Genomic DNA, 6799 nt, shown 5'->3' with positions numbered 1-6799 from the left:
CCAAGCATGAAAGCCACTGCGCGAGACACCGCCAAAAATCTGGGAGCGCCCCGCAAATCCATGACACCGGCCAGATTCCTCGATGCTTTGCGATGAACCCGAACTTCATATCGAGTCCCTGGCAAAGTAGGCCGCGGCTTTTTTTAGGATGTCACGTTCCGCCTTCATCCTGGCAAGCTCGCGGCGCAGCCGCTCAATCTCCTGGTTCTCAGGCTTCATCTGGCCATTGCCAGGAAACGCCGACCGCGGATCGGCTTCCGCTTCGCGGACCCATTTACGCAGCACATTCTCGTGCAGGTCCAAGTCCCGGGCGGCCTGTGCCACCGCCACGCCCCGATCGCGGACCAACTTCACCGCCTCAAGCTTGAACTCTCGGCTGAACTTCCGTCGTTGCATTTACATCCTCCGGTCCCAAAAACACCTTAACTCGGTGTCCATGAGACCGGCAGCAGCTCAGACGATCCCGCTCGGCCTGTGGCGCTCACCGTTCGTAAACCATATCTGCCAGCAGTCGAACGACGCTTAGCCGCCGCTCGGGGCGAAATCGCCGCGGCGCGTGCAGCCTCTTTGCCGGCCTTGCGGCTTACCGCTGGCGGGTTAGGGCAAGCCCTGGCCGCTGCGGGTCCCCTCGGTTGGATGGCCACGTTTGAGTCAAGTATATTTGCGCCTGTGTTTCGGCGCTGGCGATTGCAGGCACGATATGACGAGGCGACCGCAAGACAACAAGAGAGCCTTGCGCTATATCGGCTAGCGCTGCTGCAGGCGGCGCAGGAAGCGGTCAACACGCTATCCGCCGTCGAATTGGGTCAGCAGCGAGAACCCATTTTCGAATAATCGCTCGATATGGCTAGGCGCACCATGGAGTTGGCATCGTCTCAATACCGCAATTGATCTGACTGGCTTGCTCGAAAGTCGACGCATTGAATTGGCCTTGCCGATGGCGGCGATCGATGCGCGCCAAGATCGGCTGACGGCGGCGATCAACCTCTACGAGGCGCTGGGGGGACGCCACGGAGTGAGCACCATACGTGACGTATGCCTGGATGCGGATCTAGTACTCGCTTCTGTCCGCGTGAAAGTATGTAATTGCTCGACTCCGACGGAATTCGGCGCGGTGCCGGCGACTGCGAATAAGGCCTAAGGCAACCAAGCCCAGCACCACAAGTCCGAGCATACCAGGCTCGGGAACATCGGTCGCGCCGCCAGACGTGCTTGTCATTCCGCCGCCGCTGCTCGTGCCACCGCTGCTGGTCGCACCACCGCTGCCGCTTTCGCCCGAAGTCGAAGTGCAATGGCAATCCGCATCTGGGTCAGGCTTATGGTCGGGACCGGGTTTGGACCCCGGATCGGGGTGGTGGCCATGTTCAGGGCTCGGCGCGATTTTCGGGCCGGACCCGTTACCAGCGGGACCTGACTTAAGGACTGGACCGCCCGCCTTTCCACCAGCCGCAGGGCTGTCCCCTCCAGATGTGCCACAATTGCACCTGTTGGCCACGCTGCCGCTCGGCTATCAACCGGGTTCATGCTGGCGTTACAGCATGTCTATGGATGTGCAGGGCGCGATCATCGAGCGGTTGAGTGGGCAATCGCTGCCCCAAATCATGCGCCAACACATATTCGATCCGCTAGGGATGGAAGATACCAGCTTTTTCATCGCTCCCCGAAAACGGCATCGCCTCGTGACGCTTTACCTCAAGATGGGTGATGCCCCGCTAACGCCGATCGCCAATCCCTTGCAGCCAGACTCTGAAAGCGAACCGAGGCTGGCGATGGGTGGCAGCGGGTTGTTCTCTACCGCATACGACTATGCCCGCTTCGCACAGATGCTTCTCAACGGCGGCGAACTGGACGGTGAGCACATTGTCAGCGCTCAAGCCGTGCGCGCACAGATGACCAATCGCCTTCCGAACGATCTGCTCGAGACGCGCTTTGTCGCCGAACACCAGAAATTTCGGCCAGGCTTCGGCTTTGGCTACAACGGGGTTCTATTCACCGACCCGGAGCTTGCCGGAATGCCTGTCTGCAAAGGCACTTATCACTGGGATGGCGCGGCTGGCACATGGTTCTGGGTCGATTCAGAAAACGACCTGCTGTTCGTCGGGATGACGCAGTTTCTGTCCTACACTGCGCTTCCGCTCAAGGCGACGAGCCAGATGCTGATGGGTGAAGCAATCGACTGAGGCCGAATTTGGCCCGCGAACGAGCGCTTTTCAATTGGCAGGGTCGGGATCGGCGCTCAGCGACCATAGGTCCGATCGGTGTAAATCGGTGCGACATCGAGCGGAGTTATGGTCGCTGGAAATACACGTTTTGAACAACACGTTTGCGCGGTCAAAGTTTTGAAGGCGGCAAAATTTATCACAGCATTTCGTGACGAAAATAGTATTTTATTGCAAATTATACGATCGATTAAAATATATCGATACGATTTTTCAAATAAACCCGACATCAGTACCAAGTGGACTACCAGTGTAGTTGCCAATATTAGGAAGAACAGTAGAAAGGTTGCTGGCCGAAACGCCGAACCAGCTCGCCATCGTTGCGCCATATTGGTCGACCGACATCGTCGGTACCAGCCGGCCCTGGCCGATATCGTCGGGGCCGTTGTTGGCGAGCGTTGGATTGATCCCGTAATAGCGCCCGCCCTTGACCGCGCCGCCCAGCACGAAATGCATCGAACCCCAGCCGTGATCGGTGCCGTCGTTGTTCGAAGTCAGCGCGCGGCCGAAGTCCGAGGCGGTAAAAGTCGTGACCTTATCGGAAATGCCCAGTTCCACGGTCGTATCATAAAATGCCCTCAGCGCGTCTGCCAGGTTGGTCATTAGCAGCGGGTGGATCGTGTCCAGACCATCGTGAGTGTCGAATCGGCCGGTCGAGACGAAGAACACCTGCCGCTTGGCGCCAAGCTCGTTCGACACGGAGATCAGCTTGGCGACCTCCTGCAACTGCGCGCCGAGCGAGGATTGCGTGTCGGCAGCGGCGGGGAACACCGTAGTGGTTACGGGCGCAGTGGCCAGCGCGGTGGTGATCTGGCTGTAGAGCCCGAGCGAACGCTTGCCGATGGTGCCGTATTCGGTGCCGAACAAGTGGCTGCTGCCACTGCCGCCGATCAGTTGCTGGAGCAACGTGGCCGCCTGCGCCGAACCTTGCAGCGAATTGCGGGCGTTGAGCGCGATCGGGCCCGAGGGCGAGATTGCGTATTGCACCGCGGCGGTGCCGGTCAGGAACACCGCGTTGCCCGCGGCATTGATGCAGGTCAGCGTGGAAGTGCCGTTGCCCGATTGCAGCAGGTCGCCGATACGCCCGCCCCAGCCCGAAGTTGCGCCTTCGGGCTTAGAGCTTTGCCAATAACTTTGCTGGTCATTGTGGCTGAGCAACTTGGGCGGCAGCGGCACGCTGTTGGCCTGATACTGCGCCTTGGTGGTCGGCTGGACCAGCGTGCCCACGTTCAGCATCACCGCCATCTTGCCCGCGTCGAAGATCGGCAGCAGTTTGGCCAGTTCGGGTGCCAGCGCGTATTGCGCGCCGTTGGGCAGCGCCACGCTCGGTTTGAGCACTGTGGGCGTTACAGATGCCTGCGAGTAGTTGAGCCCCGGCCGCTGCGCGGCATAAACCGCGTATTGCGCGGCGTCGAAAGGCACCAGCGTGTTGGCGTAATCGTTGCCGCCATAAAGGAACACACAAACCAGCGCCTTGTAATCGGTGGCGGTGGCGGCGGCAGCCTCGCCGATCGAGGCCAGGTTCATCACGAAAGGCGCGGCTCCGCCGACCAGGCTGACGGCGGAAGCGCGCTTGAGGAAGGCGCGGCGCGAGGCGTCCCCAAAGATTATGGGCATGGTCATTGCGTCAGTCCTTCAGCGCAGCACAAGGTATTCGGGCGAGGCCATCACCAGCACGATCGCGGCATAGATGCGGTTCAGCAGCCCGGCGTTGGTGGCGGTCGAAATCGTGTCGAGCGCGGTTTTCATCGAGGCCAGCGTCGCTGCCGAGATCTGGTTGGCCGCCAGCACAAGGTTGAGTTCGGCCAGCAAGGCCGCGCTGTCGGTGGCAAGCGTGGTCAGCGACGAATAGTCGGGCTTGGCCTCGCCCGCGCCGTTCACGATCACGCTTTGCATGTAGTTGACGTAAGCCACGATCTGCGGCTCGTTGGTGATCTGGAATTCGGGCGCAACCAGCCCGGCATTGGCGATCGCACCCTGCACGGCATAGCCGGGGCGGAACCAGTTGAACACGCTGGGCGCATGGCCGGGGCTTTCGCCGATGCGGTTCGCGGTCGATGACACGTTGCCGAAGGGCCAGAGACTGGTTGGCGATGTGACGTTGAAGGCCCTGGCCCATTGCACCAGCCGCACCACCGGTTCGCGCAGCTTGCCGAAAGTGGTGCTGGTTGCCTGGCCGTCGTCGCGCGCTTCGGTGTCGGTCAGGATCGAGCGGACCACTGCCTGCATGTCGCCGCGCGCGCCCTTGCCGTTGTTGGCAAACACCGCGGAAACTCGCGCTACATAAGCGGGCGAAGGGTTACTGGTGACAAGATGCTGGATCATCTGCTTCGAGACGAACGGCGGCGTGTTGGCGTGGTTGAACAACCCGTCGAGCGCCAGCATGCGCGCGGTGGCACCATCGCTGCCGGCGGGGATGTTGATACCGATGAAGCTGGTGGCGCCGGTTTCGTGGTTGGCCGCGGTGATCGACAGACCGAGCGGGATGCGGTTGGGGGTGCTGTTGTCGTTGTTGGCGTAAGTATAGCCGGTCCACACCCGCGCGCCTTGCGAGACATCGGCCTGCGTATACGTCGGCACCGGGTTGCCGCCGCTCAGCACGTTGGTCCCGTCCGGGTTGAGCTGATAGAGCCCGATCGTGAACAGTTGCATCAATTCGCGCGCATAGTTCTCATCCGGGATGAAGCCGTTCGCGTTGGCCTTCACGCTGCCCAGGAAGGTCAGGTACAGCCCCATGCCCACGCTGGTGGAAACGGCCTCCATCAGGTTGCGGTAGTTGCCGAAAGCGTTGTCCCACAACCGATCGAGGTAATCCGCCATCACGAACGGCTTCCAGCTTCCGCCGAAGCCGTCGATCGAAACCACCCACATGTCGAGCAGCGCCAACCCCACGCGCTGGCGCAGAATATCGGCGCTGCCCATCAGTTGCGACCAGATCATCGGCTCGTAGCCGCTCGCAGTGTTCTGGTTGGCAGACACGTTGTAGCCGTTGGTGGTCAGGAAATCGTAGAACTTCTGCGGCCGGGCCAGTGCGAACTGGCCGGTGATCCAGGCATCGAACCCGCTGCTGGCAACCGTCGTGACATCGGCCTTGGCATAGCCGATCGCCGCCTGCGACAGGAAGCGCGAAGCCGAGGTGCCGGTGACGGTGGGGGTTGGTGTCGGGGTCGGGGTAGGCGTCGGAGTGGGCGTTGGCGTCGGCGTCGGCGTGCCCCCGCTTTCGCCGCACCCTTCGAGCGCCAACGATCCGGCGCTCGCCGCCGACAGCGTCGATGCGAACGACAGCAGTCCGCGCCGATCCACCTTACGGCGGCTTTCGGTTGTTGGAGCAGTTGCGGTGGACTCGGCTGTTTGCAGCCCGTCCTGCTCGATCACGCTGGTATCATCCCAACCCGTCATGTCTGCTCCCGATCGCCGCACCCGGCTGCCATGTTCTTTGTTATCCTAGCGCGCCCTTGTAACCGCACAACGCGCCACGCGACACTCTCCTTCGCGGGGCATGAAGGTTTATTTCGCAGACATGATGGACCGCCCGTCAACCATTGCGCATTGGGCCGATATTGCGCGCCCGGGCTGTACGTGCGCTATTCGCGCGTCAACTTGATGGCAGAAATCCCCCGCACTCCATCGCGCCGTTCGAGCTGGACGATCACATCGACCGTGGCCGTAACATACGCGACAATGTCTTCACGGCGGAGCTGGGTTCCGGTCTGCAGGATGATCAGCGCCACCTGTTCGATCGCGCCCTCGGGGCTGTCGGCATGGATCGTCGAAAGCGAGCCGGGGTGGCCCGTATTGATCGCACGCAGGAAGGTATAGGCCTCGGGCCCGCGCAATTCGCCCACCACGATCCGGTCCGGCCGCATCCGCAGCGCCGCCTGGAGCAGATCGTCGGCCGAAACACGCGCCTCGCCCAGTTCGCCCTTGATTGCCAGCAGGCCGACCGCATTGGCGTGGGCCAGCGCGATTTCGGCGGTGTCCTCGATCAGCACCAGCCGTTCGTGCGCTGGAATCTCGCGCATCAAGGCGTTGAGAAACGTGGTCTTGCCGCTCGACGTGCCGCCCGAGATCAGCACGTTGCGCCGCGCGCGGACCATGTCGGCCAGGAACTGCGCAAGGTCCTGCTGCGTGTCACCCGTGGGCCGGGGACTGGGCGGCGCCGCCGTGATGCCGCTGCTGACAGTCGCCTTGGCAAAGGCGCCGTCGGCAACGTAGTCGCGCAAGGTGCGATCGGGTGCGAGATGCTTGCGAAAGGCAATCGCCATGTCCCCGCGTGTCGCGGGCGGGGCCACGATCTGCACACGCGCACCCCCTCCAAGCGAATTGGCTGGCAGCGTGGCAGCAAGCAGCGGGTGCGCGCGGCTGATGCCCTGGTGGCTGAGCGCCGCGATCTGGCGCGCGAGATGCCACAGCCGGGTTGCGTCCAGTTCGGGGCAATCGACCCGCTCGATCGCACCACCCAAAGTTTCGATCCAGGCCTCTCCCGAGCGGTTGATCATCACATCGGTGACATCGGCGCGCGCCAGGAACCCGGCCAGCGGCGCGAGATAAACGTCGATGTATTGCGTGAGCGCCGTCAC

General features: G+C 62.1%; 5 protein-coding genes and 1 pseudogene. 2 read left to right on the top strand and 4 right to left on the bottom strand.

The features are described 5' to 3' along the window. A pseudogene (locus tag Q0R16_RS00740) lies at positions 1–396 on the bottom strand (transposase); the annotation flags it as partial. Between the two features lie 541 nt (positions 397–937). Here Q0R16_RS00740 and Q0R16_RS00735 point away from each other — a divergent pair. Both Q0R16_RS00735 and Q0R16_RS00730 read left to right on the top strand, forming a co-directional pair. Continuing rightward, complete coding sequence (locus Q0R16_RS00735; RefSeq protein WP_295630801.1) at positions 938–1141, top strand: hypothetical protein; 204 nt, start codon at positions 938–940, stop codon at positions 1139–1141. A 346-nt stretch (positions 1142–1487) separates the two neighbouring features. Beyond that, positions 1488–2180, top strand: a complete 693-nt coding sequence (locus Q0R16_RS00730; protein WP_295630799.1) for a serine hydrolase domain-containing protein — start codon at positions 1488–1490, stop codon at positions 2178–2180. Between the two features lie 252 nt (positions 2181–2432). Here Q0R16_RS00730 and Q0R16_RS00725 read toward each other — a convergent pair whose 3' ends face one another. The 3 genes from Q0R16_RS00725 to virB11 form a co-directional block, all read right to left on the bottom strand. Further along, entirely contained in the window at positions 2433–3842 is a 1410-nt protein-coding gene (locus Q0R16_RS00725) for a DUF1501 domain-containing protein (protein ID WP_295630797.1), read from the bottom strand. Positions 3843–3854: 12 nt separating this feature from the next. After that, positions 3855–5618, bottom strand: a complete 1764-nt coding sequence (locus Q0R16_RS00720; RefSeq protein ID WP_295630795.1) for a DUF1800 family protein — start codon at positions 5616–5618, stop codon at positions 3855–3857. Between the two features lie 185 nt (positions 5619–5803). Beyond that, the gene (gene virB11 / locus Q0R16_RS00715; protein WP_295630793.1) at positions 5804–6799 is read right to left on the bottom strand and encodes a P-type DNA transfer ATPase VirB11; all 996 of its coding nucleotides are present in this window, start codon (positions 6797–6799) and stop codon (positions 5804–5806) included.

Source organism: Novosphingobium sp. (assembly GCF_025351285.1).
Classification (GTDB): domain Bacteria; phylum Pseudomonadota; class Alphaproteobacteria; order Sphingomonadales; family Sphingomonadaceae; genus Novosphingobium.
Note: the sequence above shows the minus strand (reverse complement) of the source record. Positions and strands in the feature narration are given on the sequence as shown.

Excerpts from the sequence above, each read along its gene's own strand:
- Q0R16_RS00735 (WP_295630801.1), top strand. The coding sequence starts at position 938 with ATGGCGGCGATCGATGCGCGCCAAGATCGGCTGACGGCGGCGATCAAC.
- Q0R16_RS00725 (WP_295630797.1), bottom strand. The coding sequence starts at position 3,842 with ATGACCATGCCCATAATCTTTGGGGACGCCTCGCGCCGCGCCTTCCTC.
- Q0R16_RS00720 (WP_295630795.1), bottom strand. The coding sequence starts at position 5,618 with ATGACGGGTTGGGATGATACCAGCGTGATCGAGCAGGACGGGCTGCAA.